The 26,480-nt window shown below is 72.1% G+C and carries 21 protein-coding genes; 5 read left to right on the forward strand and 16 right to left on the reverse strand.

Annotation, left to right across the window (positions count from 1 at the left end; translation table 11 throughout):
- Nucleotides 1–712: 712 nt before the first annotated feature.
- The 6 genes from hpf to ACRAKI_RS32165 all read right to left on the reverse strand — a co-directional run bounded on the left by hpf (nucleotide 713) and on the right by ACRAKI_RS32165 (nucleotide 7,726).
- A complete protein-coding gene (gene hpf, locus ACRAKI_RS32140; RefSeq protein ID WP_447004241.1) occupies nucleotides 713–1,402 on the reverse strand; it encodes a ribosome hibernation-promoting factor, HPF/YfiA family in 690 nt (229 codons plus the stop codon).
- A gap of 431 nt (nucleotides 1,403–1,833) precedes the next feature.
- A complete protein-coding gene (locus ACRAKI_RS32145) occupies nucleotides 1,834–2,454 on the reverse strand; it encodes a ComF family protein (RefSeq protein ID WP_447004242.1) in 621 nt (206 codons plus the stop codon).
- Between the two features lie 104 nt (nucleotides 2,455–2,558).
- Complete coding sequence (locus ACRAKI_RS32150; protein ID WP_447004243.1) at nucleotides 2,559–4,292, reverse strand: LpqB family beta-propeller domain-containing protein; 1,734 nt, start codon at nucleotides 4,290–4,292, stop codon at nucleotides 2,559–2,561.
- Nucleotides 4,289–6,028: an MtrAB system histidine kinase MtrB gene (gene mtrB, locus ACRAKI_RS32155; RefSeq protein ID WP_447004244.1), complete on the reverse strand. Its 1,740-nt coding sequence runs from the start codon at nucleotides 6,026–6,028 to the stop codon at nucleotides 4,289–4,291. Before mtrB ends, ACRAKI_RS32150 begins: the two co-directional genes overlap by 4 nt.
- Nucleotides 6,029–6,221: 193 nt before the next feature.
- Complete coding sequence (gene mtrA, locus ACRAKI_RS32160) at nucleotides 6,222–6,899, reverse strand: MtrAB system response regulator MtrA (protein WP_015104936.1); 678 nt, start codon at nucleotides 6,897–6,899, stop codon at nucleotides 6,222–6,224.
- A gap of 185 nt (nucleotides 6,900–7,084) precedes the next feature.
- Nucleotides 7,085–7,726, reverse strand: a complete 642-nt coding sequence (locus tag ACRAKI_RS32165; protein ID WP_447004245.1) for a dTMP kinase — start codon at nucleotides 7,724–7,726, stop codon at nucleotides 7,085–7,087.
- A gap of 140 nt (nucleotides 7,727–7,866) precedes the next feature.
- On the opposite strand from ACRAKI_RS32165, the gene ACRAKI_RS32170 reads away from it, so the two are divergent.
- Entirely contained in the window at nucleotides 7,867–8,826 is a 960-nt protein-coding gene (locus ACRAKI_RS32170; protein WP_447004246.1) for a hypothetical protein, read from the forward strand.
- 36 nt (nucleotides 8,827–8,862) lie between these two features.
- Here the strand turns inward: ACRAKI_RS32170 and ahcY are convergent, their stop codons facing one another.
- The gene (ahcY, locus tag ACRAKI_RS32175) at nucleotides 8,863–10,326 is read right to left on the reverse strand and encodes an adenosylhomocysteinase (protein WP_447004247.1); all 1,464 of its coding nucleotides are present in this window, start codon (nucleotides 10,324–10,326) and stop codon (nucleotides 8,863–8,865) included.
- A 140-nt stretch (nucleotides 10,327–10,466) separates the two neighbouring features.
- On the opposite strand from ahcY, the gene ACRAKI_RS32180 reads away from it, so the two are divergent.
- Nucleotides 10,467–12,845 carry a hypothetical protein gene (locus tag ACRAKI_RS32180; protein ID WP_447004248.1) on the forward strand — a complete coding sequence of 793 codons (2,379 nt, stop codon included), beginning with the start codon at nucleotides 10,467–10,469 and terminating at the stop codon, nucleotides 12,843–12,845.
- On the opposite strand, the gene ACRAKI_RS32185 is transcribed toward ACRAKI_RS32180, so the two are convergent.
- Nucleotides 12,802–14,091 (reverse strand): glutamate mutase L, encoded by a 1,290-nt coding sequence (locus tag ACRAKI_RS32185; RefSeq protein ID WP_447004249.1) that lies wholly within the window; start codon nucleotides 14,089–14,091, stop codon nucleotides 12,802–12,804. The two genes, ACRAKI_RS32180 and ACRAKI_RS32185, sit on opposite strands and share 44 nt — an antisense overlap.
- Nucleotides 14,092–14,200: 109 nt before the next feature.
- On the opposite strand from ACRAKI_RS32185, the gene ACRAKI_RS32190 reads away from it, so the two are divergent.
- Nucleotides 14,201–15,721 (forward strand): amino acid permease, encoded by a 1,521-nt coding sequence (locus tag ACRAKI_RS32190; protein WP_447004250.1) that lies wholly within the window; start codon nucleotides 14,201–14,203, stop codon nucleotides 15,719–15,721.
- Nucleotides 15,722–15,816: 95 nt separating this feature from the next.
- Here the strand turns inward: ACRAKI_RS32190 and ACRAKI_RS32195 are convergent, their stop codons facing one another.
- From ACRAKI_RS32195 to ACRAKI_RS32220, 6 genes are all read right to left on the reverse strand, one after another.
- On the reverse strand, nucleotides 15,817–16,737 hold the full coding sequence (locus ACRAKI_RS32195; RefSeq protein WP_447004251.1) for a cation diffusion facilitator family transporter: 921 nt from the start codon (nucleotides 16,735–16,737) through the stop codon (nucleotides 15,817–15,819).
- A 42-nt stretch (nucleotides 16,738–16,779) separates the two neighbouring features.
- Complete coding sequence (manA, locus tag ACRAKI_RS32200; protein ID WP_447004252.1) at nucleotides 16,780–17,994, reverse strand: mannose-6-phosphate isomerase, class I; 1,215 nt, start codon at nucleotides 17,992–17,994, stop codon at nucleotides 16,780–16,782.
- 4 nt (nucleotides 17,995–17,998) lie between these two features.
- Entirely contained in the window at nucleotides 17,999–19,078 is a 1,080-nt protein-coding gene (locus tag ACRAKI_RS32205) for an SIS domain-containing protein (RefSeq protein ID WP_447004253.1), read from the reverse strand.
- Between the two features lie 6 nt (nucleotides 19,079–19,084).
- Nucleotides 19,085–19,282 (reverse strand): Trm112 family protein, encoded by a 198-nt coding sequence (locus ACRAKI_RS32210; RefSeq protein WP_447008574.1) that lies wholly within the window; start codon nucleotides 19,280–19,282, stop codon nucleotides 19,085–19,087.
- A gap of 5 nt (nucleotides 19,283–19,287) precedes the next feature.
- Entirely contained in the window at nucleotides 19,288–20,640 is a 1,353-nt protein-coding gene (locus tag ACRAKI_RS32215) for a phosphomannomutase/phosphoglucomutase (RefSeq protein ID WP_447004254.1), read from the reverse strand.
- Nucleotides 20,641–20,717: 77 nt separating this feature from the next.
- Nucleotides 20,718–21,077 (reverse strand): DUF3499 domain-containing protein, encoded by a 360-nt coding sequence (locus ACRAKI_RS32220; RefSeq protein ID WP_184924791.1) that lies wholly within the window; start codon nucleotides 21,075–21,077, stop codon nucleotides 20,718–20,720.
- A 160-nt stretch (nucleotides 21,078–21,237) separates the two neighbouring features.
- Between ACRAKI_RS32220 and ACRAKI_RS32225 the strand changes: the two genes are divergently transcribed.
- The gene (locus ACRAKI_RS32225) at nucleotides 21,238–21,681 is read left to right on the forward strand and encodes a metallopeptidase family protein (protein ID WP_447008575.1); all 444 of its coding nucleotides are present in this window, start codon (nucleotides 21,238–21,240) and stop codon (nucleotides 21,679–21,681) included.
- Between the two features lie 97 nt (nucleotides 21,682–21,778).
- On the opposite strand, the gene ACRAKI_RS32230 is transcribed toward ACRAKI_RS32225, so the two are convergent.
- Complete coding sequence (locus ACRAKI_RS32230) at nucleotides 21,779–25,075, reverse strand: glycosyltransferase (protein ID WP_447004255.1); 3,297 nt, start codon at nucleotides 25,073–25,075, stop codon at nucleotides 21,779–21,781.
- 69 nt (nucleotides 25,076–25,144) lie between these two features.
- The gene (locus ACRAKI_RS32235) at nucleotides 25,145–25,450 is read right to left on the reverse strand and encodes a WhiB family transcriptional regulator (RefSeq protein ID WP_447004256.1); all 306 of its coding nucleotides are present in this window, start codon (nucleotides 25,448–25,450) and stop codon (nucleotides 25,145–25,147) included.
- Nucleotides 25,451–25,718: 268 nt separating this feature from the next.
- Between ACRAKI_RS32235 and ACRAKI_RS32240 the strand changes: the two genes are divergently transcribed.
- Nucleotides 25,719–26,468: a site-2 protease family protein gene (locus ACRAKI_RS32240; protein ID WP_447004257.1), complete on the forward strand. Its 750-nt coding sequence runs from the start codon at nucleotides 25,719–25,721 to the stop codon at nucleotides 26,466–26,468.
- Nucleotides 26,469–26,480: the final 12 nt, after the last annotated feature.

Genomic DNA, 26,480 nt, shown 5'->3' on the forward strand with positions numbered 1-26,480 from the left:
GGTCGACCTCATTACCTCATCGCGACGCGCCCGGGGGACGGGCGCCTTCCACAGGGCTCGCCACGGCCATGGCGAGCCTTCACCACCGACCATCGTAGGCAAGTCGTGAAGGTGTGTGCACAGACACAGGTAGGAAGGGGTGCGGAACCCCCTGTGACGGACCCCCGCCCCCACCGGCGGCACGCCACACCAAGATCACGCCCGTAGCCGGTCAAGCCCACCGGGACCGGTCCCGCAGCCACCAACCAACCACACCCGGCGGCACCCGCCAGAACCCGCAGATTCACCCGATGTAGAGCCCGATCGCACCCCGCTGGCACGCAGCCCAGCACACGACCACCGACACGCACCCCCGGCACGCACCCCCTACCTCCGCCGACACGCCCCCCGGCACACACCTGACCGCCCCCCAGACACACCCCGGCACGCACCCGGCGCACGTCCCCCGGCACACCCCCGGCACGCACCCGGCACGCACCCGGCACGTCCACCGCCCCGAAACCAGCCACCACGCGAGGTCGCGTCGATCGTTCGCGCCCCATTTTCCGGCGATCACGCCCTTCGATCGCCGGAAAATGGGGCGCGAACGGTCGACTTCCAGGCGACCGAGCCGCCGTCTGCGGAGCAGCGGCAATCCAACACAGCGGCAATCGAATACAGCCCCCGGCGTCTTGGACGCCGGGGGCTGCGAGGTCAGGTGAGGGGACCGTGGTCAGACGAGCCTGATCACGCCGTAGTCGAATCCCTTTCGGCGGTAGACGACGCTCGGACGTCCGCTGTCGGCGTCGGAGAACAGGTAGAAGTCGTGGCCGACCAGTTCCATCTCGTAGAGGGCCTGGTCGACGCTCATCGGCTTGGCCGTGTGCTCTTTCTCGCGCACGATCTGGCCGGGCAGGCTGTCCTCGACGCCGTCTTCCCAGCGCTGCGCGGGCACTTCCGCCATGCCCTCGTCGGCGGGGTCCGACTCGTCCGCTTCCAGCACGGCAGTCCGGCCGAACCACTCGCCCTGCGTCTGGGCGTCGTGGTCGGAACCGAGGGGCAGAGTGTCGGCGAGCCCGCTGGTCGCCTCGGCGACCGACGTGGGGCCGCGGCGCCCGTGGTGCACACGCCTGCGGTCATGCGAGCGCCGCAACCGGTTCTCGAGCTTCGTCACCGCGGAGTCCAGGGCGGCGTAGAAGTCGCCCGCACACGCTTCGGCACGAATCACCGGGCCGCGTCCCTTGCCGGTGATTTCCACACGCTGGCAGTTCTTGGACTGCCGGCGGTTCGGCTCGTGGAAGAGTTCCACGTCAAAGCGGATGACCTTGCGGTCGTAACGCTCAAGCCGCGTCAGCTTGTCGCTGACGTGAACCCGATAGTGATCGGGCACCTCGACATTGCGGCCCTTAACGACGATGTCCATACACGACCTCCCTCGCTTTGCTGCGAGCAATGGCTTTGGATCGCTTGGGCGCCGGATTCGCGATCACGTCGCGGGCGTTGTCGCTGAGGGTGGTCCCTCAGCGCCCCACCGGCGCCAGGGTCATGGGCTGTTCGCCTCCTCCCCGCGTGCCGGGAACGCTGATAGCGGTGCACGTTAGCCCGGTATTCGCCGTCGCGACACCCCCCGGGGCGGGGGAACTCGAAGAATTTCCGGCCGTGACACACAGCGACGAGAAACCGGTACCAGCTCGGCGCGACAAGCGCACGCTGAGACGCCACGCTGACGGCCGCTCACCCGAACGGCCCAGTTTGGCGCGGTCACCTGTCGCCAGAGTGGCTAGGGCGAACGGCCTCGACGGGGGCGTCATATCCGGCCAACGGGCGAACGTGCCGAGAGGTTCCCGGCAAGTTTCACCCTTGTGGGTGGGCAGGGCGGGCAGTCGTCAGCGTGAGCACGGCGGATACCCGGTACCCGCCGGCTTGTAACACCGAAACACAGGCGGATGCCGTCGATCCCGTGGTCACCACGTCGTCCAGCAGGACAATCCCGCTTCCGGGCGGTGGCAGACCGCCCTGAACCAGCCGCACGCGCCCGGCCAGATTCGCCCGCCGGGACGCCGCGTCCAGGTTCACCGAATCACGAACACCTTTCGTGAATGCGAGCGCGGGTGCGACGGACAAGCCGGAGGAACGCGCCATTCTCAGCACGTGGGACCCACCGCGAGCACGCGCGGCGGACGCGCGAGAGGGCGCGGGAACCAACCACGGATCGGCACCCACACCGGGCAATCGCGGAAGCGCGGCGGCTATCAGCGCGCCGAACACGGCCGCGAGTTCACGACGCCCGCGCTCCTTGAACGCGAGCACCAACTCACGGGCGGCACCCGTGTACACGGCCAATGCGAATGTCGGCGGACCCGCGCCGGGCACGCGTATCGGAGACCCGAAGAGTGCCAGGCAACGAGCGCACAGGCGCACGCCCCAGGTGCCGCAGCCGGGACAGCGCGGGGGGAACAGCAGGTTGATCAGCATGGTTCGACCATGCCGGCGACCCCCGACAATCCAGGGCCTCCGGGAGACCCGCGCGGAGTTCTCCATCGGGTGAATCTCCGGCGGCGGTCCGCTCCGCGAACACCTCAGCCCGGGTAGAACGCCTTGGTGCCCGGCTGCACCTTGGTCGCCGACGCGCGCCACACGTCGCCCACGTCGCTGGCGCTCCACAGGCCGCTCTGGTCCACCGCCAGCACGTTCCGGCCGGGCGCGGCGGTCACCGAGTTCACCGGCACGGTCAGGTTCGACGCGCTGTACCGCTCGATCCGCACCCCGTCGATGTTGACCTTGGCGATCGGCCACGCGGGCAGCGACGTGCTCACCACGACGACGTCCTGCGCGAGCCAGTCCAGCGACAACGCGCCGGCGCCCAGCTCGGCCGACCGGAGGTTGCGCGGCGACCGCAACGACACCGCCGCGTCCTGACCCCGCACCACGGCCGCCGCCACGAGCTTCCCGCCCACGACGGCCGCCACCCGCGTGCCGTCCCGGGACAGCCGCAGCTCGGTGATGCCACCACCGAGCACGGTCAGCTCGGACGCGTTCACCGCGTTCGCCGTCCACCCGCCCTCGGTCTTGATCACCCGCACCACGTTGACGCCGTCCACCACGGTCCACACCTCGGTGCTCGGCTCGCCCTGCCGCCCGCTGAGCAGCCACGTCGGCCTGGTCATCGTGGCCGCGGGCAGTTCCACCACGCCCAGCGGCCCGGACAGCGCGCCTACCCTCAGCCGCACGGAGCCCTCCGCGACCCGGCTCACCACGGCCAGCTCGCTGCCGTCCATCGACTGCGCCGCGCTGACCACCTGGTACTCGCCCGCCCCGGCCGGCCCCGGCAGCGGGTCGCCGTTCATCTGCAGGACCCGCCCGTTGCTCACGAGGAGCCCGTTCAGGTCGGCCTTGGGCGTGGCCAGCGCCTCGCCGGTCTGCACGTCCGCGGTGCGCCACTCGGGCTGGTCGGGACTGATCGGCTGGCCCTCCACCAGCACCCGGACCCGGCTGCTGGTGACCCCCGCCAGGGACTTCACGAACTGCGCCACGATCTGCTTGCCGGTCTGCGGCGTGATGTCGCCGACCTTCGTCAGGTCCACCTCGAGCGCGCCGTCGTCCGCTTCGGACGTCTTCCGCCGCTGCCCGGCGCCGTTCGGGATGGCCGTCGTCAACGCACCCCGCATGCCCACCGCGGGCCCCTTGAGCAGGAGGTCCGTCACCCGGGTCGGGATCTCGGTCGACGGCGCGGCGACCACCCACCGCGGGTCGGGCACGAGCACGCTGAAGTCCGGGTTGTGGAAGAACAACGTCACCCGGCGGTAGTTCTGCTCGAACCCGCCCAACGGCACGTAGATGCCGTCCGGAGGCTTCGAGATCCGCCACTGGTTCTCGCTGTTGCGCTCGATCCCGATCGGCGTGTCCAGGGTCCCGACGAGCTGGATGAACGAATTGTCCTCCGACTGGAGGCGGCCGACGTTGCGGCCCTGGAGCAGCACCATGCGCTGCTTGTCGTCCGCCGTCACGCTCGGCGTCGGCACGGTGTTGAACGTCGTCTCGATGATCGTCGGCATGGCCTTGGTGTTCCAGGCCTTCTTCGCGTCCTCCGTCAGGTACGCCTTGGCCGCCTCGTAGTCGTCCTCGGGGTTGGCCGAGGCGTTGACGAACTCGCGGACCAGCGTCAACGGCTCGATGTCGTCGACCGGCTTGGGCGCGGCGGCGTCGCTGGCGTTGCCCGGCGACGGGTTGACCGGGATCGGCGACGTCTCGGTCGGGATGGCCGCGCAGCCCGCGACGAAGAACACGGCCAGGAGCAGCGCGAAGAGCCTCACCGGACCTCCTCGCGTTCGCCGGTGACCGGTTGCGCGGGCTGCCACGTGAACTCCTCCTCGGTCAGCTCGACGACCTCGTCCTCCCGGTCCGAGCCCCCCTCCGACTCGACCACGGGCGGCAGGTCGGGCGGCACCAGCGGGAGCGGGCTGGACTTCAGCTCGTGGCCGTGGCGGCACGGCAGGGTCAGCCGGAAGACGGCGCCGTGGCCGCGTTCGCCCCACGCCTCCAGCCAGCCGCCGTGCAGCCGTGCGTCCTCCAGGCTGATCGACAGGCCGAGGCCGGTGCCGCCGGTGCGGCGGTTGCGGGACGGGTCGGCGCGCCAGAACCGGTTGAACACCAGCTCCGCCTCACCGGCGCGCAGGCCGACGCCGCGGTCCCGGACGGTCACCGCGATCGCCTCACCGTCACCGCGGAGCGTCAGCTCGACCGGCAGGCCCTCGCCGTGGTCGATGGCGTTGGCCAGCAGGTTCCGCAGGATCCGCTCGACCCGGCGGGCGTCCAGTTCGGCGGTGACCTCCTCGTCGGGCAGGTCCAGCACGATCGTCGTGCCGCTGCTGTTGGCGATCGCGCGCACCGCGTCGTGGGCGCGCCGGGCCAGCACGCGGATGTCCACCACGTCGGCGGCCAGCTCCTCCACGCCCGCGTCGAGCCGGCTGATCTCCAGCAGGTCGCCGAGCAGCGACTCGAACCGGTCCAGCTCGTCCACCAGCAGTTCCGTGGACCGGGCCAGGCCGCCGGGGAACTGCTCGCGGGACGCGTGCAGCACGTCCGCGGCCATCCGGACGGTCGTCAACGGGGTGCGCAGCTCGTGCGACACGTCGGAGGTGAAGCGCCGCTGGAGCTGGCCGAACTCCTCCAGCTGGTGGATCTGCCGCTGGATGCTCGCGGCCATCTCGTTGTACGACTCGGCCAGTCGCGCCACGTCGTCCTCGCCGACCACGGGCATCCGCTGGTCCAGGTTGCCGTCGGCGAACCGCTCGGCGATCTCGGCGGCCTGCCGGACCGGCCGCACGACCTGCCGGGTGACCAGGTTCGCGATGAGGGCGAGCAGCAGGAGCAGCGCCAGTCCGCCGATGACCAGGGTGCTCTGCACGACTTCCGCCGTGGCCTGTTCGCTGGTCAGCGGGAACAGGAGGTACAGGTGCATGGCGCGGGCGGAGCTGTTCACCGGCTTGCCGACGACCAGCAGAGTCGTCGGGCCCGACTCGCGGACCACGGTGGTGATCTGGTAGCCGGCGCTGCCCCGGTCGAGCATCTTGATCAGGGCTTGCGGCACGTCGCGGTACTCGCCCACGGCGACGGGCAGGCCGTCCGAGCCGACCGCGGACGGGTCGGGGTCGTAGAGCACCGGTTCGAACGCGCCCGCGCCCGAGCTGGTGGGGTCCAGGTCGACACCGGACGTGTTGATCTTGTTCAGGGCGGCGGTGAACCGGGTCTTGACGCTGTCCGGACCGGGGTTGAGGCCCGCCAGGTCCGGCTGGATCGCCGCCGCGCTGGCCTCGGCCTGCCGGAGCGCCGCCTCGATCTTGGTCTCCAGCAGCTGGCCGGTGATCTGCACCTGGAGGACCATGCCCAGCACGAACACCACGGCGGACGACAGCGCGAGCGTGCTCACCACGACCCGCAGCTGGAGCGACCGCCGCCACAGCTCACCGAACGACAGCGCCTGGCGCCGCGCGCGCTCGACCCCGCGACGCGCGGCGCGCGCCACAGAGTCGATCCAGCGCCGGGTCATCTCGCCGCTGCCCCGCGAACCGCGGTGGATTGCGCCGCCTCCGGCGGCGGGGGCCCGGTCACCTGGAAGTCGGTCGCTCGCGTCTGCTCTTCCGACGATCGGAACGCGTGATCGCCGGAAGAGGAGTCACGAACGACCGACGCGACCTCGCGTGGTGGTCCCGTTCGGCGTCGCGGACTGCCGACGCCGACGATCATGGCGGTCCGGCCTTGTACCCGACGCCTCGGACGGTCAGGACCACCTCGGGGTGCTCCGGGTCGCGCTCGACCTTGGAGCGCAGCCGCTGCACGTGGACGTTCACCAGCCGGGTGTCCGCCGCGTGCCGGTAGCCCCACACCTGCTCCAGCAGCACCTCTCGGGTGAACACCTGGCGCGGCTTGCGGGCCAGGGCCACGAGCAGGTCGAACTCCAGCGGCGTGAGCTGGATCGGCTTGCCCTCGCGCAGCACCTCGTGACCCGGCACGTCGATGGTCAGGTCGCCGATCTGCAACACCTCGGCCGGCTCGGCCTCCGTGCGGCGCAGGCGGGCGCGGATGCGCGCGACCAGTTCCTTCGGCTTGAACGGCTTGACGACGTAGTCGTCCGCGCCGGACTCCAGGCCGAGCACGACGTCCACCGTGTCGCTCTTGGCGGTCAACATCACGATCGGGACGCCCGACTCGGACCGGATCGCCTTGCAGACGTCGATGCCGTTCATGCCGGGCAGCATCAGGTCGAGCAGGACCAGGTCCGGCTTCAACTCGCGAAGCGCGGGCAGCGCGCGGGCGCCGTCGGCCACCACAGCGGTGTCGAAGCCCTCGCCCCGCAGCACGATGGTCAGCATCTCCGCCAGAGCGGGGTCGTCGTCCACGACGAGCACGCGTGCCTTCATACCCAACATCGTCCCACTAGCGGTCGGCAGTCCACGCACCGCCCAGCGGTCATCGCTGCTGGTCGCCGGTCGGGTCCACTCCGTAGCCAGTCTCTGTCGCCGATCCACCAGCCCACCTCGTCTCGCTGAACGGGAATCGTCAGCGACTCATCGGCGGATTGGTGACGTTTCGTTACTTATTAACACTAATGGGTGAACCACCGGTCGAGGATCGACTCGACGTGCAGGTCGGCGGTGCCGTCCAGCACCTCCCACGGCGAGAGCCACGCCGAGGCGGCCAGTTCGTCGTACACCGCGGCGCAGCGCGCTTGGAGGCCGCCGTCGGACTCGTACAGGTCCCGCTCCCTCGCCTCTTCGGCCTCGCGGTGGGCCGCGCGATCGGCGGCGACGACCGCCGGCACGCGCAACAGCAGGTGCAGGTCCGGGATCGGCAACCCGAAGCGTTCCACCTCCAGCGCCCGCAACCAGGCCACGAACCCGCCGCCTGCGGGCTGGTGCAGGCGGGCCGCGCCGTAGGCCGCGTTGGAGGCGATGTACCGGTCGAGCAGCACCACGTCGTACTGGGTGAGGTCGGCGCGGATCCGGTCCGCCGCGCCACGCCGGTCGAGGGCGTAGAGGACCGACATGCCGTACACGGAGTCGGTCAGGTCGCCGAGCCTGCCGTGCAGCGCGTCGCGCACCAGATCGGCGTGCACGTCCTCGTCGTAACGGGGGAACGCGCCGGTGGCGATCTTCGCGCCGCGCGCGTCCAGCGCGTCGGTCAAGGCCTTGGCCAAGGTGCGCTTGCCGGCGCCGTCCAAGCCTTCGATCACCACGAGTTTTCCCACGCGACCACCCTAAGGGGCACCGCGTGCTCACGATCGGCGGCATCACATCCCCCAGTTGGGTGACGGTAGATCCTTTCCGTCACCAGATTGAGTGACTACGGTGAACCCCATTTCCGGTTGCGCGAAAGGGTGGTGCCGCGGTGACCGCGGATTCCGGGCACGCCAGACCGGTGGACGAGCCGGGCGGCCACCCGCCTGGGAACCTGCCCGGCGGCCTCGCCGAGACACTGCGCTACGGACCGTTCCACCGGGCGCTGCACGACGCCATCGCGCACCGCGGCCTGTCCTTGGCCCGGTTGCGGGCACACCTGGAGCAGCAGGGCGTGCAGGTCGGGCAGTCCACGCTGAGTTATTGGCAACGCGGCCTGCGTCACCCGGAAGTGCCGCGTGCGATCGCGACCGTGCGAGCTTTGGAAACCGTGCTGCGGCTTCCGCCCGAGTCCTTGGTGGCGCTCGTCGGCAACCGACCGCAACCACGGCCCACCAGGCCGTCCGGCTGGGTGTCACCCGTGCCGGTGCTCACGGAGTTCGAGGCCGTGACCGACGTCGGCACGAACAGCGACGTCGAGGTCGTGTCCGTGCACGACACCGTGCTGGTCGGCCCCGAGCGGGAGCAGCGGTCGATCACCACCCGGATCGTGGTGCGGGCGGCGAAGGCCGGGCCGGACCGGTTCCTGGCCGTGCACCAGGGCGACGAGGGCTGCCTGATCGACAACGCGCTGGTGCGGCCGGGCGAGGGCTGCCGGCTGGGACGCCTGCGCCGGCAGTTGGCCACCCGCGGGTTGGCGTTCGAGCTGCTGTTCGACCGCAGGCTCGCCGAGGGCGAGGAGCACGTGTTCAGCTTCACCGTGGTGGACGACACCGGCGGGCCGACGCCCGGCCACCGGCGGACGTTCCGCGAACCCTGCCGGAGCTACCTGCTGCAACTGGCGTTCAACCGCCGCGCCCTGCCCGCGCGGTGCACCAAGCAGTTCCGGGTGGACGCCGAGGCCGTGCCGGTGGACCTGGAGGAGCTGGTGTGCGGGCTGGGCGGCTTCGCCAGCGCCTACTTCGAGGACGTCGGACCCGGTATCGCCGGCATCGGCGTCGAGTGGACGTGAGCCGCCGGAGGCCCCGCCGGAGGCGGGGCACTCGGCTCAGTAGCGGTAGTGCTCGGGCTTGTACGGGCCCTCGACGTCCACGTCGATGTACTCCGCCTGCTCCTTGTTCAGCTTGGTGAGGCTGCCGCCCAGCGCCTCCAGGTGGATCCGGGCGACCTTCTCGTCCAGCACCTTCGGCAGGCGGTACACCTCCTTGTCGTACTCCTCGTGCTTGGTGAACAGCTCGACCTGCGCGATCACCTGGTTGGAGAACGAGTTGGACATCACGAAGCTCGGGTGACCGGTGGCGTTGCCCAGGTTGAGCAGCCGGCCCTCGGACAGCACCAGGATCGTGTGGCCGTCCGGGAACACCCACTCGTCGACCTGCGGCTTGATGTTCACCCGCCGGATGCCGGGGTACCGGGCCAGGCCCGCCATGTCGATCTCGTTGTCGAAGTGGCCGATATTGCCCAGGATCGCCTGGTGCTTCATGGCCTCCATGTGCTCGACCCGCACGACGTCCTTGTTGCCGGTCGTCGTGATCACGATGTCGGCCCGGCCGATGACCTCTTCGAGGGTCCGCACCTCGTAGCCGTCCATCGCGGCCTGCAACCCGCAGATCGGGTCGATCTCGGTCACCACGATCCGGGCGCCCTGGCCGCGCAGCGACTCCGCCGCGCCCTTGCCGACGTCGCCGTAACCGCAGATCACGGCCACCTTCCCGCCCATCAGCACGTCGGTGCCGCGGTTGATGCCGTCGATCAGCGAGTGCCGGATGCCGTACCGGTTGTCGAACTTCGACTTGGTCACCGCGTCGTTCACGTTGATCGCGGGGAACAGCAGCTCACCGGCGGCGGCCAGCTGGTACAGCCGCATGACGCCGGTGGTGGTCTCCTCGGTCACGCCGCGGATGTCCTGGGCGATCCGGGTCCACTTGCCGCTGTCCGCCGCGAGCGACTTGCGCAGCGTCTCCAGGATGAGCGCCCACTCCTCGGGGTCGTCCGCCTCGGGCTGCGGCACGACACCGGCCTTCTCGTACTGCACGCCCTTGTGGACCAGCAGCGTCGCGTCGCCGCCGTCGTCCAGGATCATGTTCGGCCCGCCGCCGTCCGGCCAGGTCAGCATGGACTCGGCGGTCCACCAGTACTCCTCCAGCGTCTCGCCCTTCCAGGCGAAGCACGAGACGCCCTTGGGCTCCTCCACGGTGCCGTGGGGGCCGACGACCACCGCGGCGGCGGCGTGGTCCTGGGTGGAGAAGATGTTGCACGAAGCCCAGCGGACCTCGGCGCCCAGCGACACCAGGGTCTCGATCAGCACGGCCGTCTGCACCGTCATGTGCAGGGAACCGGAGATCCGCGCGCCCCTGAGGGGGTAGACCTCCGAGTACTCGCGGCGCAGCGCCATCAGACCTGGCATCTCGTGCTCGGCCAGCCGGATCTCCTTGCGGCCGAACTCGGCGAGGGACAGGTCCGCCACGGCGAAGTCGAGGCCGTTACGGGTCTGGAGCCTGTCGGCGATCATGCGGATTCCTCACATCTCGGGTTCGCCCGACCATACCTCGCGGGCACCGCCCGCCACGCCGGGCCGCCGGGGTGGCCTGTCAACCGGGGGCCGATGGACCAGTATGGCAAAGCTGAAGTGATGTTCACGGGAGGGTTTACGTGCTGATTCCCGGCCCCGACACGCGGGTGGTCGAGCTGCGGGTGCACGGTGTCCAGGGCACCACTCCGCAGTCCCTTGTGGACGCGGTGGCGGCGGTGGACGTGGCGGGCGACGGGCTGGGCCGCGTCGTGCGCCCCGCCGACCGGCTGCGCAGACCCGCTCCCGGCCCCGTGCTGCAGGCCGGGGGACGTCCCGTGACGCGGGTCGTCGAGGGCTACGTGTGGGGCCGGATGACGTCCGGCGGCTGGTCCAAGGCGACGTGGGCGCTGCTGTTCCCGTTCTCGCTGGCGAACGTGGCGCACTGGATGCTGCCGCCCGCCCCCACCGGGTCCGTGCCCGCCCACCTGCTGGGTGTCGGGCTGCGCGCGCTGCTCAGGTTGGCGGCGCTGCTGCTGACCGTGCTGCTGGTGGCGCAGCTGGAGGTGATCAGCCTCGACCTGGTGGCCGCGCAGTGCCTCGCGCCGGGTGCGACGTGCCTGTGGGGTCCGTCCTGGATGAGCACGACGCCGTGGGTGCGGGCCGTGGTGGGGCTGGCGCCGATAGCGCTGGCCGTGCTGGTGCTGCACCGGATGTCGAGCGTGGACTGGCGGATCGAGCGCAAGGAGGTGCCCGCGGCGGCCGGAGGTGGCCGGTCCGGGCTGCCCGGCGCGCACGTGGCGACCGATCCCGACACGCCCGCGCTGCGGGTGCTGCACATCGTGGCGGGGTTGGGCACGGCCGTGGTGATCGCGTTGGGCGGGCCGCTGGGTCCGCTGCTCGCGCCCGGCTGGCACGGCGTCGCGATCACGGTGTGCTGGGTGGTCGGCGTCGCCCTGGTCGGGGTGGCGGCGCTGGGCGCGATGCTGCTGGACGACCCGACCGGCGGCGCGCCGCACCGGGGAGGGCGGTGGCTGCGGGCCGCGCTGGGACGTCGGCCGCGGCGGGTGCTCCAGGTGGTGTCGTGGGTGTCGTTGCTGGTGGCGACCGGGTTGCTGGTCCAGTTGCCGGTGCGGTTGCCCGGTGCGGACCTGGCCGTGCAGATGGTGGCCGCGCTGGTGGCGGCGGTGTGCGTGCTGATCGGGCTGCTGCTGGTGCCGGCCGCGTTGCTGGCCCGGCGCACGTGGTCGGCGCAGCCGCGTGACCTGCGGCCGTGGGCCGGTGGCTGGATGGCCGCGCCGGTGGTGGCGGTGGCCGCGCTGCTCGGTGGCGGGTTCGGCGCGGGGGTGGCGCTGACCGTGCGACGGGTGCTCGGGCACGGCGTGCTGCCGCGCGGGTACGACTACATCGCGTTGCTGTGGGGTGTGGCCGGGGTGCTGGCATTCTTGGCGGCGGTGGCGATGGCGGCGACCACCGGGATGATGCGGTGGAGCTCGCTGCGGCGGAACAAGGAGTGGGCGCGTGAGGCGGCCCTGTTGCACGCGGGGCGCGCTCGGGACGTGAAGCGCGCCGCTCGCGCGTGGTGGTGGGCGCGGTGGCAGCGGCGGCACAGCCACCACGTGGTGCTGGTGATGGCGGCGGTGCTGGCGGTCGGCGCGGTGCCCTCGGCGTTCCTGCGGCTGCGCGAGGTCGACCCGCCGACGTGGACGCGGCCGATCTCCGGGTTCGGCGTGGTCGTGCTGGCCGTGCTGGCGTTGTCGCTGCTCCGGGCGGTGTACCTGGCGGCACGACGGCCGGAGAAGGCGCGGCAGGTGGGGGTGCTGGCCGACCTGGCGGCGTTCTGGCCGCGCGAGGCGCACCCGGTGGTGCCGCCGTGCTACGCGTTGAAGGTGGTGCCGGAGCTGGTGGCGCGGGTGCGGGAGCACCTGTCCGACCCCGGCGTGCGGGTGGTGCTGGCCGGGCACAGCCAGGGCAGCCTGCTCGCGGCGGTGGCGGTGGCCCGGCTGCTGGAGGAGCTGTCGCCGACCGAGGCCGAACGGGTCGGGCTGGTCACCGCCGGGTCGCAGCTGCAATGGGCGTACCCGCGCGCGTTCCCGGCGGTGGTGCCGCACAGCTCGCTGGAGTCGCTGGCCGGTGGGCTGGCGGGGCGGTGGCGCGCGCTGTGCCGGGGCACGGACGCGTTGGGCGGCGCGGTGATGACGTGGAACCGGCAGGTGTACGACGGGATGCTGCTCGGTACGGGGTTCCGGCCGGACGGGACGTCGGGCGCGCTGCCGCCGGCGTTGCGCGGTCCGACGGGCGCGCTGGTGCTGGGCGGCGACCACTGGCTGCCGGACCCGCAGCGCGGACCGTTCCCGGGTCGGCGGTGGGCGCCGGGCGTGAACCGGCACTCGGACTACACGTCCGACCCGGAGTGGGACCGGGCGGTGGCCATCGCGGCCGGTCTGGAGACGCCCGAGCCCGCGCCGCCCGTGCTGCCTATCGCGCGGCAGGCGCCGATGGTGTCACGGGAAAAGCAGTGAGCAGGCGGTCGGCGGCTTCGGGGCGGCCTGCCTCGGCGAGCAGCCCGGCCGGTGCGAGCACGTAGTCGCGGTCCACGGTGATGGCGGCGTTGCGCAGGATCGGGCGGAGCACGGGATCGGCCCGCAGCACGCGTTCGACGTCCGCTGTGGACCCGGCGTGCCGGAAGACGCCGCCGGACAGCACGAGCAGGCCCGCGCCCTGCGGTCCCAGCCGGCCGTCGACCAGCCGCAGGTGGCGGCGGACCGCGAGCACCGCGGCGAGGCCCGCGAGCCTGAGGTCCGCGGTCGGGTCGTCGGGCAGCCACGACACGTCGGCGGCCCGTGCGTCGGCCTCCCCGCGCAGGACGGCGGCTTCCGCCTTGTCGATCAGCTTCTCGGCCACCGCCTCGGCCACCACGCCGGGCGCCGACCAGCGCACGCCCAGGTCGCCCTCGACCGTGCGGCGGTCCGGCGGCAGCGCCACCGTCCGCTCCGGGCCTTCCACGGTGGACACCGCCGAGTAGACGTCCGTGGTCGCGCCGCCGACGTCCACCACCAGCACCGCGCCCTCCCGGTCCTGCATGGCCAGCCGGGACACGCCCCGGAGCACCGCGTCCGGCGTGACGGCCCGCACGAGCCCGCGGAACCTCGGTCCGCGGGACAGGCCCTTGCCGCCGATGACGTGCTCCAGGAACACCTCGCGGATCGCGGCACGCGCCGGGCCGGGCGCCAGTTCGCCCACGTCCGGTAGCACGTTGGCGGTGCGCACGACCGTCCGGCCGGCGAGCAGGTCCACCGCCTCCGCCTGGGCCTCGGCGTTGCCCGCGAGCACGATCGGGCACGCGATGCGGTTCGCGCCGATCCGGCGGGCGTTGTGCAGGAGCACGTCCTGGTCGCCGCCGTCCGTGCCGCCGACCAGGAGCACGACGTCCGGCGCGGCGGCGCGCAACGCCCGGACACCCGCGCCGTCCAGCGGTCCGGCCGACACGTGGACGACCTTCGCGCCGGCCGACAACGCCACGCGGTACCCGGCCTCGGAGCTGACCAGCCGTTCCTGGCCGACCACGGCGAGCCGCAGGCCACCGCCGGCGGACGAGCACGCGAGGGTGTCTTCGGCCGGACCGAGGGCTTGGGTGACGGCGTCGATGCCTTGAAGCACCTCCGGCGGGGTAGTCGGGTGCTGTGCCGTGCCCAGCAGGTCACCGGCGGACGACACGAGGGCGCCCTTCGTCCACGTCGAGCCGATGTCCAGGCAGAGCACGGTCATGCGGCCAAACTACCGGGCGCCGGATGTCGGGCCTCGCCTCTAGGCTGAACGGACCAGTCCCAACGCGAGGGTGGCGTCGATAGCGGCGCGATCCACCACAGGAGGAGCTGTGCCGGGGAACGGGTTGTGGCGAACGAAGTCGATCGAGCAGTCGATCGCGGACACCGACGAGCCGGGCACCAGGCTGCGCAAGGACCTGACCGCGTGGGACCTGGTGGTGTTCGGCGTCGCGGTGGTCATCGGCGCGGGCATCTTCACGCTCACCGCGTCCACGGCCGGCAACCTGGCCGGGCCGTCGGTGTCGTTGGCGTTCGTGCTGGCGGCGGTCGCGTGCGCGCTGGCCGCCTTGTGCTACGCCGAGTTCGCGTCGACCGTGCCGGTGGCGGGCAGCGCGTACACCTTCTCGTACGCCACCTTCGGCGAGTTCATGGCGTGGATCATCGGCTGGGACCTGGTGCTGGAGTTCGCGGTCGGCGCGGCGGCGGTGGCCAAGGGCTGGTCGGTGTACCTCCAGACAGTGCTCGGGCAGCTCGGCGTGACGGTGCGGACCACGGCCTCCGTGGGCGGGGTCGACGTGGACTGGGGCTCGCTGCTGCTGATCGCGGTGCTGACGGTGCTGCTGGTCGTCGGCACGAAGCTGTCGTCGCGGGTCAGCGCGGTGATCACGGCGGTGAAGGTGGCCGTGGTGCTGTTCGTGATCGTGCTCGGCATCGGGTACGTCAAGGCGGCGAACTACAGCCCGTACATCCCGCCCGCCCAGTCCGGCGGCACCACCGCCGACGGTTTGGAGCAGTCGCTGTTCTCGCTGGTCACCGGCTTCGAAGGCAGCACGTACGGCGTGCTCGGGCTGCTGGCCGCCGCGTCCCTGGTGTTCTTCGCGTTCATCGGCTTCGACGTGGTGGCGACGACCGCCGAGGAGACGCGGAACCCGCAGCGCGCCGTGCCGCGCGGCATCCTCGGGTCGCTGGCGATCGTGACGGTGCTGTACGTGGGCGTGTCGCTGGTGATCACCGGCATGGTGCCGTACGACCAGCTCAAGACCCAGCCGGACGGCACCCGGGCGACGTTGGCGACGGCGTTCTCGGCCAACGGGGTGGACTGGGCGGCCACGATCATCTCGGTCGGCGCGCTCGCGGGCCTGACCACGGTGGTGATGGTGCTGATGCTGGGCCAGTCGCGGGTGCTGTTCGCGATGTCCCGGGACGGCCTCCTGCCCCGCGGCCTGGCCCGCACGGGCAAGCACGGCACGCCGTTCCGGATCACCGCGGTCATCGGTGTGCTAGTCGCCGTCGCGGCGGGCTTCTTCCCGGCGGGCAGGCTGGAGGAGATGGTCAACGTCGGCACGCTGTTCGCGTTCATCCTGGTCTCGGCCGGTGTCCTGGTGCTCCGCAAGTCCCGCCCCGACCTGCCGCGCGGGTTCCGCGTGCCGTGGGTGCCGCTGGTTCCGGTCCTCGCGATCCTGGCGTGCCTGTGGCTGATGCTGAACCTGACCGCGTTGACGTGGGTCCGGTTCCTGGCGTGGATGGCGCTGGGCGTCGTCCTGTACTTCGCCTACAGCCGCCGGCACTCCGTGCTGGGCAAGCGCGGCGCGAGCGCCGTGCCCGTGGTGAAGCACGACGAGATCCCGTAGCGCCGGACGACGAAGGGGCGGCGAGCACAACGGCTCGCCGCCCCTTCGTCTCGCCCGAGTCTCTCCCGAGTCTCTCCGGAGTCGCTCCCCGAGTCCTACGACTTGGTCAGCGACCGGTCCAGGTCGGGCTCCAGGTAGATCAGCCGGGCCGCGGGCACCTTGTTGCGCACGCGCTGCTCGGCGTCGTTGATGGCCTGGGCCACCTCGCTGATCGTCAAGCCCGGGTTCAGCGCGATCTTCGCCGCCACCAGCAGCTCGTCCGGCCCGATGTACTGGGTCCGGATGTGGATCACGCGCTGCACCTTGCCCGCCGCCAGCTGGCTCGTGATCACGTCCAGCTCCGCGGGCGCCGAGCCCTCCCCGATCAGCAGCGACTTCATCTCCACGATCAGGATGACCGCGATCACGCCGAGCAGCACACCGATGCAGATCGTGCCGATCGCGTCCCACACGGGGTCGCCGGTGATCGTCGACAGGCCCACGCCCATCAGCGCCAGGACCAGGCCGAACAGCGCGCCCGCGTCCTCCAGCAGCACGACCGGCAGCTCCGGCACCTTCGACTGCCGGATGAACTGCCACCACGTGGCGTCACCCTTGATCTTCTGCGACTCCACGATCGCGGTGCGGAAGCTGTAGATCTCCAGGCCGATCGCGACGACCAGGATGACCACCGCGACCATCGGGCTGCTCAGCGGCTCGTGCGCCTCCAGCTTGTGGATGCCCTCGTACAGGGCGAACACCGAGCCGAGGCTGAACAGCATCAGCGCGACGATGAACGAGTAGAAATAGCGGTCCCGGCCGAACCCGAACGGGTGGTTCAGAGTGGCCTTGCGCTGCGCGGTCTTCTGCCCGAGCAGCAACAGGCCCTGGTTGGACGTGTCGGCCACCGAGTGAACCGACTCGGCCAGCATCGACGACGATCCGGTGATCAGGAAGCCGATGAACTTGGCCACTGAGATCCCGGCATTGGCCACCAGTGCGGCGATGATCGCCTTGGTCCCGCCCCCTGCTGACACGGTTGCTCCCTAAGCGCACAAGCCAGAATTGTCGGTGTGACCCTACTCAACGCCGGGGGTCGCCCGGAAAAGCTGGGTGTCGACGTCGGCCGTGACCACCACGGCCGGGTCGCGCGCGGGCAGCCACACCGACTGCCCGCGTTCCAGCACGAGCGACTGGCTCCCGGTCGACAACCGTGCCTGACCACGCGTGCAGACCATGATCTGCGGCCCGCTGTGATCCACCCGGACCCGGACGGACGGCCCCACCTCGATCCGGGACAGCTCGAACTCCGGGCACGGCGTCCGGTACGACCACAGCCCGGGTGACGTCTCCACGCCGCTCTGCACCGGCATGTCGCCGCACTGGAAGTCCAGCACCCGCATCAGCTCGGGCACGTTCACGTGCTTCGGCGTCAACCCGCAGCGCAGCACGTTGTCCGAGTTCGCCAGGATCTCCACACCGGTGCCGTGCAGGTACGCGTGCAGGTTGCCGGCGGGCAGGTAGATCGCCTCACCGGGCCGCAGCACCAGCCGGTTGAGCAGCAACGCGGCCAGCACGCCCGCGTCACCGGGGTACGCCTCGCCCAGCTCCAGGATCGTCCGGCACTCCAGGTCGAACTCGCCGTGCTCCTTCACGTGCAGCACGCACGCGTCCAGGACCTGCGGCAACAGCATGTCCAGCGCGGTCTGCGGCAACGTGATGAGGGTGGTGAACAGGGCGCGCAGGCCGTCGCCGTCCGGCTGGGACGCCAGCAGCTCGGCGTACGGGGCGAAATCGGGCGCGTCCAGGGACCGCAGTAACACCGCCGTCCGCAGCGGGTCGCGGAACCCGGCCAACGCGTGGAACTCGGTCAGCGCGCAGACCAGCTCGGGTTTCGCGGACGGGTCCTTGTAGTTGCGGGTCGGCGAGTCCATCGGCACGCCCGCCGCGTCCTCGGCGGCGAACCCGTGCGCGGCCTGCTCGGCCGACGGGTGCGCCTGCAGGCTCAGCGGCTCCTCCGCGGCCAGCACCTTCAGCAGGAACGGCAGCCGGCTGCCCCAGCGGTCGGCGTGCCGGGAGCCCAACTGGCCGTCCGGGTCGTCGGCCAGCAGCTCCAGCAGCGAGCGCGAACCGTCCGGACCCACCACCCGGGACGGGTCGCCGGGGTGGGCGCCCATCCACAGCTCGGCCTCGGGGTGCGGCGTCGGCACCTCCTTCCCGAGCAGCTCGGCGATGGCGGTGCGTGATCCCCACGCGTACGCGCGCACCGCGTTGTGCAGCAGTTCCACAGTCATCCCCTCACACGGCCGGCGCGTACAGCCCGGGTCCGCCCAGCGTTCCCGCCGCCAGACCCAGGTACAGCGCGGCCAACTCGAACCGCAGGGCGAGCATCGCGGCGCACACGGCGTCCCCGCCGCTCACCTCCTCGGCCGGTTCGAGCACGTCGGCTCCGGACAAGGTCTCCATCGCGATCCGCCGGGCGAACTCGGCCTGCGGGCCTTGGCGCACGGCCAGCAGGAGCACGCGGACCAGACCGTCCTGCTCTTCGTCTTCCGGGTCGGCGAACAGGTCGGCCCCGGACGTCCCGCGCACGGCCCGGCGGTGCAGCACCGACCGGGTCAACGCCTGAGGATAGCCGGCCACGTCGCTCACCACGCCCGCATAAGTGCCGAGAACGCCGGCGCCGTGCACCGCGACGGCCGTGGCCAGGTCGTCCAGGCCCCACAGCAGCGGGGTCCGCCCGTCGATGCGCAGGGCCAGTGTCTTGGCCGGGTTCACGAACGACTCGTGCATGGGGTGGCACCGCTCGGCTTCGCGGTCCAGCTCGTCCGCGACCGCCTGGACGTCCACGTCCAGCAGCCCGAGCGCCTTCAACGCCACCGCCCACGCGGCGAACCCGCGGGCGAAGCCGAACCCGCGCGGCACCGGCACCCGCGGCGGGACCAGGAACGCGTGCTGCGCGGCCGACGCGGCCACCGGGCCTTCCGGCTCGGCGGTCAGCAGCACCCGCGCGCCGCGCCTGGCCGCCCGGTCCACCGATTCCGCCATCTGCACGTCACCGGGGTCCTCGGTGTGCGCGAGGACGACGTCCAGCGCGCCCACCCACGTCGGCACGTCGTCCGCGACCACGACCGGCACCGGGCAGCGCGGCCCGAGCAGCGCCGTCACCACGCCGGCGATGGCCGCGCCGACACCGGGGCGGGTGATCAGCACCAACGCCCGGGGGCGCTCCTGGAACACCCGGGCGACGCCCAGCTCGGCGGTCGCCTCGGCGGTCGCGCGGACCTGCGCGCCCGCCCGTGCCGCCGCGCGCAGCAGACCCTCCCGGTCAGCGTCGCCGAGTCGGGACTGGTCGTCGAGGAGCGTGTCGTCGAGCACCTGGCATCACCCCGCCGTCGGCTCGACAGCCTCGTCGAGCAGCAACACCGGGATGCCGTCCCGGACCGGGAACGACCGGCCGCACGAGGTGCAGGTCAGGTAGTCGGCCAGCGGGTCGGCCGCGGTGCCCGGCTTCAGCGGCGCGTGCTCGGGGCACGGACAGGCCAGGATCTCCAGCAACTGCGGGTCGAGTTGGACAGCCACGGCGCTCATCCCCTCACGATCGCCAGGACCTCGTCGCGCAACGCGGCGACGGAGGCCGCGTCGGCGGCTTCGACGTTGAGCCGGAGCAGCGGCTCGGTGTTGGACGCGCGGAGGTTGAACCACGAGCCGTCCGGCAGGTTCACCGTGAGGCCGTCCAGCTCGTCCAGCTCGACGCCCTCGCGCCCGCCGAACTCCGCCTTGATGGCGGCCAGCCTGCCCTGCTGGTCGTCCACCGTGGAGTTGATCTCGCCCGACGCCGCGTAGCGCGAGTAGGCGCTGGTCAGGTCGGACAGCGTGCCGTCCTGCTCACCGAGCGCGGCCAGCACGTGCAGCGCGGCCAGCATGCCGGTGTCGGCGCGCCAGAAGTCGCGGAAGTAGTAGTGGGCGGAGTGCTCGCCGCCGAAGATCGCGCCGGTCTTGGCCATCTCCTCCTTGATGAAGGAGTGGCCGACGCGGGTGCGCACCGGGACGCCGCCGTGCTCGCGCACGATCTCCGGCACGCCGTGCGACGTGATCAGGTTGTGGATGATCGTGCCGCCCGGGTCCTTGGCCAGCTCGCGCACCGCGACCAGCGCCGTGATGGCGGACGGGGACACCGGCTCGCCGCGCTCGTCCACCACGAAGCAGCGGTCCGCGTCGCCGTCGAACGCCACGCCGGCGTCCGCCTTCTCCGCGATGACCCTGGCCTGGAGGTCCACGATGTTCTTCGGGTCCAGCGGGTTGGCCTCGTGGTTCGGGAAGTTGCCGTCCAGCTCGAAGTACATCGGCACGATGTCGATCGGCAGGCCCTCGAAGACCTTCGGCACCGTGTGGCCGCCCATGCCGTTGCCCGCGTCCACCACGACCTTCAGCGGCCTGCTGGTGCCCAGGTCGACGAGTTCACGCAGGTAGGCGGCGTAGTCGTCGAGCATGTCCTGCTCGGTGACGGTGCCCTTCGTGACGCCCTCGGCGTCCGGGACACCGCGCTCGGCGTCCTCGCGGATCTGCCCCAGGCCGCTGTCCTGGCCGACCGGCGCGGCGCCCGCGCGGCACAGCTTGATCCCGTTGTACTCGGCCGGGTTGTGGCTGGCGGTGAACATCGCGCCGGGCAGGTCCAGCTTGCCGGAGGCGAAGTACAGCATGTCGGTGCTGGCCAGACCGATGGTGACCACGTCGACGCCCTGCGCCGTGACGCCCTCGGCGAACGCCGCGGCCAAGCCGGGCGACGAGTCGCGCATGTCGTGGCCGATCACCACGGCCGGGCCGCCGACGAGGCGGGCGAACGCCGCGCCGAAGTCGCGCACGACGTCGACGTCGAGCTGCTCGCCGACGACACCGCGGATGTCGTAAGCCTTGACGATGCCGGACAGATCGCGCACGGCCACACTCCCAAGTTGGCTCTTGACACTGCCTTGGGAAGCCTACCGGCGCGGGCGCGGGCGTCGTGCCCGGTCGCTCAGTCTTCGTTGGGATCGGGCAGAACGCGCAGGTGGCCGCGCCTGATCGTGCCCGCGGGGAATTCCGGTACCTCCATCGGCGGGGTGACCCGGCCCGCCTCGCGGACCGCCTCGGCCAGCGCCGTCAGGTCGTCCACGGTCGGCTCGGGCGCCCGGAACTCGCCCTGGTGGCGGACGACCTCCCAGCCACGTGGCGCGGTGAGGCGCAGGGCGTGCTCTTCGCAGAGGTCGTAGGAGTGCGGTTCGGAGTACGTCGCCAGGGGGCCGACCACCGCGGTCGAGTCCGCATAGGCGTACGTGAGCGTGGCGACTGCCGGGTTCGCGCACCCGGTTCGCGAGCACCGTCTCACGCTCCGCACGGCGGGGACGATATCGCGTCCCGCGCGACGTGTGTTGGATTACCTCCGGCGCGGCGCTGGAGGCGGTGCCCCGCTTCGGCAACTTGCCTGGTCGTGAAGGCCGTCCGGCCGTCCCGCTCGGGTGCGGCTGTCGGGGGCAACTACCCTCTACCCCGTGGTGATGGCTCGGGGTTCACGGCGACAGGGCACTCCGCGGCGACGCAACCGCGATCGGCACGGTCGGGGGTTGCGCGGGCCTCTCTACCCGGCCACGCTGCCGGCGGCCCGGAGCAGGGCGGAGCGCTTCGACGCGCTGGTGCTGGAGGCGCTGGAGCCGATCGAGGCGCGGTGGCGGACCGAGCTGACCCAGCTGGACGTCGCGGTGGACGACGTGCCGGACATCCAGTCGGGTGACGACGGCGACGTGGTGGAGGACGGCAACGTCCCGCTGGCCCGCCTGGTCCCGGCCGGGGCCGACCGCCGTGCCCGCATCGTCCTGTACCGCCGTCCCCTCGAAGCCCGCGCCAAGGACGGCGCCGACCTCTCCGACCTGGTCCACGACGTCCTCGTCGAGCAGATCGCCAACTACCTGGGCCTCGACCCCGACGTGATCGACGGCGAATAACCCCACCGCGCGACTCGCGGTGCCCGACTGGAGGACTCGCGGGTGGGAGCGCTTCCACCCGCGCGAGTCCTCCAGTGCGGCACCGCGAGTCGCGCGGTCAGGGGCGGCGGCGGGTGGGGATGGCCGTCAGCAGGGTGAAGAGGGCGGCGGCGGCCTGGAGCATGAGGAGTAGTTCGCGGAGGGTGGAGGCGGCTTCCACGCGGACCTCCGAGGCGGTGGTCGGCACGGTCACGCCGACCAGGTGGCCCCACGCGCGGACGACCTGCACCTCACGGCCGTTCACCCACGCGCGCCACGCCGGTTCCTCCGCCGCCGCGAGCACCAGGAGCCGCCCCTCGGGACCGTCCGACACCTGGACGCCCACCTCCGGCGGCGCCGCTTCGACGGGGGCGATGCCGGGCGCGCCGAGCTCCACCGGCGGGTTGCCGCCGGTCCGGGCCCGCCGCGCCAGCTCGGGTGACAGCAGCACGGCGTTCCCGGCCGCCAACTGCACCCGCAGCACCGGCCTCCCGTCCGACATCGCCGGTGTCACGCCCACCAGGTCGCCCGCCGCATCACGCAACCGCTGGGCCGCCGACAGGTCCGGCAGCACGACGAAAGCCACCCCCGACGCCGCCGCCTGCGCCAACGCCGTCCGAGCGGCCTCCGCCGAACCACCGGTCAGGTCCCGCGACCACCGCTCCAGCCGCGTGGTGGCCGTCGGCACGGGCACGTAGTCGTCATCCCCGAACGCGGGCAGCCGCCCGGCCACCAGCCGCGTCGGCGTCCCCCGCGTGCCCAGCACCAGCACCGACCGCCCGGTCCGCGGCAACTCCTGCGCCACCGTCGACGGCAACCGCACCGCGTCCGCCGTCAACGCCCCGGACCGCAACCCGGCGAACCCCGCACAAGCCAGCCCCACCACCGACAGCACCCCGACCGCCGACACGACCCGGCGGAACGGCACCGGCGCCACATCCCGCCGGAACGCCGACAGCGCGACCCACAGCAAACCCCACCCGACCAGCACCAACGGCGCACCGGCCCACCCCGGCGACGCGTCACCACCGGGCAGCGGCGGCAGCGACACGGTCCGCAGCACGATCAACGCGAACCCGCCCAGCACCACCACCGCCAACCCCGCCAGCATCGACCGCGACGGCCTCAGCACCAGCGCGAGCAGGGCGAACCCGACCACCAGGAACCCGACGAACGGCACCGACCCCGTCCCACCGGGCCGCAAAGACAGCAGGTCCACCACCCCGACCGCGGGCGACGCCACGAACGCGCCCACCCCGTGCAGCACGACGGACGGGTGCTGGAGCACCACCGCCGGCCACGGCAGCAGCAACGCGACCGGCAGCAGCACGACCATGAACAGCGACGCCACCCGCCGCCGCCCGTCACCCGGCCGACCGGGCACCACCACGAACCCGATCAACGCCGCCAGCGCCACCAGCCCGTGCACGAGCGGCGAGAACGCCCCCACCACGGCCACCGCCAACGCCGTCCCCGACGCCACCGGCAGCCACGCCGCACCCGTCCCACCCCGCAGCACGGACGCCACCCCGGCGAACACCAGCGGCGCCATCACGTGCACCACGACCACGTCCAGCCGCCCCTGGCTGACCGCCGACGTGGCCGCCGGCAGCAACGCGTACCCGGCCGCCACCAGGGCGCGGACGGGACGCCGCACCGGCAGCCCCCGTGAAGCCGCGTAAGCGGACAGCCCGGCCAACGGCGCGTCGGCGATGAACAGCACCGCCACCAGCGCGGCGGGCGACCCGAACAGCACGCCGACCGTCCCCAGCACCGCCAGCGCGGCGGGCGCGGGCGCCGTCGTCCCGCCCGCCACCGGGTGCCAGGTGGCCAGGTAGGACGACCAGGTCGACGCGAGATCTCCCACGGGCAGCAGCCGACCACCCGCCAGGTCGAGCCCGATCCGCGACGCGTTGGCCAGGATCCCGAACACCGCCAGCCCCAGGACCAGCAGCAACGGCGGCCCGAGCACCAGCGACCACAGCACCCGCGCCCGGTCGACCTCCACGAACACGATCCCCGGCGCCGCCGGACCGCGCGGCACCGGCGAGGGTCTTGGCCTGGGCGAGGGCCGCGCCGACGCCGGCGACGCCGCGTCGACCGGCACGTCCACCGGCACGGCCACCGCGGGCCGTCGGAGCCCACCGGTCGCCCGCACGGGCCGACGTCGTGACAGCACACCGGCGGGCAGCGCGGCCGGGCCGACCACCCGACGCTCCACTTCGGACGGAACCGACCACGCGCCCGGCCGCCCGTCGTCCTCCGGCAGCCGCCCCAACGCCAAGTCGGCCTCGACGCGTCGCCGGACCAGGTGGGCCGACGCACCCCGGATCGCGTTGCGCAACCGGGTGATCCGGCTGGTGAACAGGCCGCGCACGACCCCGCGCACCGGCCGGGCGGCACGTCCGGCGCGCAACCGGGCTCGCCCGCTCAGCAGGTACCGCAGCGCGCCGATCTCCGCGTGCGCGTCGGAGAACCGGCGCAGCAACAGGAACCCGAGCGCGCGCAGGAACGCGAGCACCGCGATCCGCGGCAACCCCGAGGCGAACGACAGCGTCCCGCAGTTGACCAGGAACGTCCGCAGCCCGTGCGCCCGGTCCACGCCCCGCAACGCCGGACCGGGCCGGGCCGCCGTCGCGTCCAACCGCCGCGAGCCTCGGCTGATCGCGCGCGCGTGCCGCATCCGGGCGACCGGGACCGACAGCACGAGGTGGCCGGCCAGGTTGGCGCGCCAGCCGAAGTCGATGTCGTCGCGCAGCAACGGCATCATCCGGTCGTAGCCGCCGAGCGACTCCCAGACCGCGCGGCGGATCAACGACCCGGCCGACGACACCGCCAGCGCCTCGGTGCTCTGCTCGAACGACCCGGCCAACTCGACCCGGCCCATGCCGGTCTGCCGGTGGCCGGACGCGTCGGTCGACAGCGCGGACTCCACCACCAGCCGGGGATCGGTCCAGTCGAGGCCCAGCGGCCCCAGCACGGCCGCCGAAGGCGACACCTCGGCCGCGGTCAGCAGCGCGGACAGGCAGTCCGGCTCCGGCGCGCAGTCGTCGTGCAGCAGCCACAGCCACGCGCCGGGATCACCCCAGCGCTCCACGGCGTGCTCTACGGCGGCGTGCACCGCCGCTCCGAATCCCGTGCCGCGCGGCAGTGTGAGCACGCCGTCAATCACCCGATCGAGACCTTCGGCGGCCTCGGCGAGGACTTTTGCGGTGCCGTCGACGGAACCCGTGTCGACGGCGATCACGTGCCGCGGCCGTGGTCGTTGCCGGCGCAGCGCGGACAGCGCCGTGCCCAGCCACCGGTCGCCGTCGTGGCACACCAGCACCGCCAAGACGGGCGCGGTGCGCAGCCTCGGAGTGGCCCCGCTCGTCAAGTGCCGCTCCTCAGTTGCTCCGACTCCCCGTGGGACGACCACGGTAAGCCAGAGTCACCGCGCAAGCGATCACACCGCGCGCTTTTTGAGCTTCCTCCGCTCGCGTTCGGACAGCCCGCCCCAAATGCCGAAGCGTTCGTCGTGCTGCAGGGCGTACTCCAGACATTCGGAGCGCACCTCACAACCGAGGCAAATCCGCTTGGCCTCCCTGGTCGAGCCGCCCTTCTCCGGGAAGAACGCCTCGGGGTCGGTCTGCGCGCACAGGGCGCGCTCCTGCCAGTCCTGCTCATCGGCCGCGTCGAACAGGCCGAGTACGACCGGCTCCTGTGCCGGGACGTCCCCGTCCACGATGCGACCCCCGTCGAATACCTGCATAGTCCGCCTCCTCGCCTTCCGCTCTCCCCGGTTGGCGGACACCACTCGCCGTCCCCACAACGGCGAATGACACCGATGTGATTACACCTGTGTCACAACACCCGGTCAAGCCGAGTCCACAGGACGGGGGATATTCGCGCCAATGGCCGGAAAACCCTTGACTAGCAGCACAGACGGTGATTGGGGCAGTGCGCCGAGCGATAACGGGCGCGCGGACGGACGGCGGACGGCTGGCGACCCACCGGCCCGGGGAGGCCACACTGGAAGGGTGAAGAGATCAGCGGTGCGTCCGAGTCCACTGTTCCTCAGCCTGCTCGCGGTGACGGTGGCAGGCGCCGTGCTGACCCTGTTCGACTCCACCGCGGCGGTGACCGCGGGCACGGTCCTCGTCGTGCTGGGCGGCTGGGCGGTTTCCCTGTGCCTGCACGAGTTCGGGCACGCGATCGTGGCCTACCGCGGGGGTGACTACGCGGTGAAGGCGAAGGGGTACCTGACCCTCGACATCCGCCGGTACACCGACCCCGTCCTCAGCATCGTGCTGCCGCTGGTGCTGCTGGCGTTCGGCGGCATCCCGCTGCCCGGCGGGGCGGTGTGGATCAACCACCACGCGCTGCGCGACAAGCGGGTGGAGTCGATGGTGTCGCTGGCCGGGCCGGTGAGCAACCTGGCGCTCGGCGTGCTGCTGGCGATGTCGGTGATTCTCTTCACGCCGCCGGTAGGTTTGGCCGCCGCTTTGTCGTATTTGGCCGCGGTCCAGATCCTGGCGTTCGTGCTGAACATCCTCCCGATCCCGGGTCTGGACGGGTGGGGCGTGATCGAGCCGTACATGTCGTACGCGGCGCGGCAGTTCGGCGCGAAGGTGCGGCCGTGGGCGCCGTTCGTGCTGTTCGCGGTGCTGATCGGGTTCCCGACGATCGCGAGGTTGTTCTTCGAGACCGCCTACTCGGCGTTCGAGCTGATCGGCGGCAACCGGTACCTGGCCGCGCTCGGGCAGGGCACCTTCATGTTCTGGCGCTGACGGCCCGGTGGA

This window comes from Saccharothrix isguenensis (assembly GCF_052936305.1).

Coding starts and splice junctions, on each gene's coding strand:
- ACRAKI_RS32225 (WP_447008575.1), top strand. CDS start 21,238: ATGGCTCGGGGTTCACGGCGACAGGGCACTCCGCGGCGACGCAACCGC.
- mtrB (WP_447004244.1), bottom strand. CDS start 6,028: ATGACCCGGCGCTGGATCGACTCTGTGGCGCGCGCCGCGCGTCGCGGG.
- ACRAKI_RS32145 (WP_447004242.1), bottom strand. CDS start 2,454: ATGCTGATCAACCTGCTGTTCCCCCCGCGCTGTCCCGGCTGCGGCACC.
- mtrA (WP_015104936.1), bottom strand. CDS start 6,899: ATGAAGGCACGCGTGCTCGTCGTGGACGACGACCCCGCTCTGGCGGAG.
- ACRAKI_RS32185 (WP_447004249.1), bottom strand. CDS start 14,091: ATGACCGTGCTCTGCCTGGACATCGGCTCGACGTGGACGAAGGGCGCC.
- ACRAKI_RS32235 (WP_447004256.1), bottom strand. CDS start 25,450: ATGCAGGTATTCGACGGGGGTCGCATCGTGGACGGGGACGTCCCGGCA.
- manA (WP_447004252.1), bottom strand. CDS start 17,994: ATGACTGTGGAACTGCTGCACAACGCGGTGCGCGCGTACGCGTGGGGA.
- ahcY (WP_447004247.1), bottom strand. CDS start 10,326: ATGATCGCCGACAGGCTCCAGACCCGTAACGGCCTCGACTTCGCCGTG.
- hpf (WP_447004241.1), bottom strand. CDS start 1,402: ATGGACATCGTCGTTAAGGGCCGCAATGTCGAGGTGCCCGATCACTAT.